The following is a 1,324-nucleotide window of genomic DNA, read 5'->3' as shown; positions in this document are numbered from 1 at the left end:
GTCAGGCTTCGCCTGACACCTTCTCCCGCAAGGGGAGAAGGAAACAAGAAAAAGGGCGCCCCGGTTTCCCGAAGCGCCCCCATCCATAACCGCTTTCGCGATCCGCTTAGCGCTTCGAGAACTGGAAGGACTTGCGGGCCTTGGCGCGGCCGTACTTCTTGCGCTCGACGACGCGGCTGTCGCGGGTCAGGAAGCCGTGCGGCTTCAGGACCGGGCGCAGCGCCGGCTCATAGTGGGTCAGGGCGTGCGACAGGCCGTGGCGGATGGCGCCGGCCTGGCCCGACAGGCCCGAGCCCTGGACGGTGCAATCGACGTCGAACTGGGTGACGCGATCGGTCACTTCCAGCGGCTGGGCGATCATCATGCGCAGGATTTCGCGGGCGAAATACTGCATCTGATCCTTGCCGTTGATGGTGATCTTGCCGGTGCCCGGCTTGATCCACACGCGGGCGATCGCGTTCTTGCGCTTGCCGGTCGAATAGGCGCGGCCCTGGGCGTCCAGCTTCTGGACATAGACCGGGGCGTCCTCGGACGCCGAGGCGGTGCCCATGCCCTTCAGGGCGTCGAAGCCCGACAGGGTCTCGGCGGCGGGGGTGTCCACGGCGGCGGTTTCGCCGGCGGTTTCGTTGGTGACGTCGGTCATGCTCAGACGCTCCGGGTGTTCTTGGGAGAAGCCGACTTGAAGTCGATCGTCTCGGGCGACTGGGCTTCGTGGGTGTGGGCCGGACCGGCGAACAGGCGCAGGTGCGTCATCTGCTTGCGGGCCAGGGGGCTTTCCTTGGGCAGCATGCGCTCGACGGCCTTCTCGAGCACGCGCTCAGGGAAGCGGCCGTTCAGCACCTTCTCGGGGGTCGTCTGCTTGACGCCGCCCGGGTGGCCGGTGTGGCGGTAGTAGATCTTGTCGGTGTTCTTCTTGCCGGTGAACACCACCTTGTCGACGTTGGTGACGACGACATAGTCGCCGCAATCGACGTGCGGGGTGTAGTCGCCGCGGTGCTTGCCGCGCAGACGGTTGGCGATGAAGGTCGCGAGACGGCCCACCACGACGCCTTCGGCGTCGATGTGGATCCACTTCTTCGTGACCTCGGCCGGCTTCAACGAAGCCGTGGTGCTCTTCAGCATGACGAGGGTTCCTGGGGACGAACGAAGGGCCCGTCCCGTGACCGGGATGAGCGGAAGGCGCGCTGATAGAGGAAGGCGGGGGTGTAGTCAATGCGGGTTGGCGTGGTGGTCTCTGTCTAACCCAATGTATTACCACATGATTTTGGTTACGGTATTAAAATACCACAACCGCTCCAGCCGGCAGGTTCATCACAACGAACAC

2 protein-coding genes are annotated in these 1,324 nt (G+C 64.5%); both read right to left on the bottom strand.

Features of this window, described 5'->3' with window-relative positions:
• Window positions 1–106: 106 nt before the first annotated feature.
• Window positions 107–550, bottom strand: coding sequence for a 30S ribosomal protein S9 (gene rpsI, locus RDU12_RS15765; RefSeq protein ID WP_300291306.1), 444 nt, complete (start codon window positions 548–550; stop codon window positions 107–109).
• Between the two features lie 95 nt (window positions 551–645).
• Window positions 646–1,122, bottom strand: a complete 477-nt coding sequence (rplM, locus tag RDU12_RS15760; RefSeq protein ID WP_300291297.1) for a 50S ribosomal protein L13 — start codon at window positions 1,120–1,122, stop codon at window positions 646–648.
• Window positions 1,123–1,324: the final 202 nt, after the last annotated feature.

This window comes from Brevundimonas sp., from assembly GCF_031082345.1.
GTDB lineage: Bacteria > Pseudomonadota > Alphaproteobacteria > Caulobacterales > Caulobacteraceae > Brevundimonas.
The sequence above is the reverse complement of the archived record's forward strand: the minus strand, read 5'-3'. Positions and strand labels throughout refer to the sequence as shown.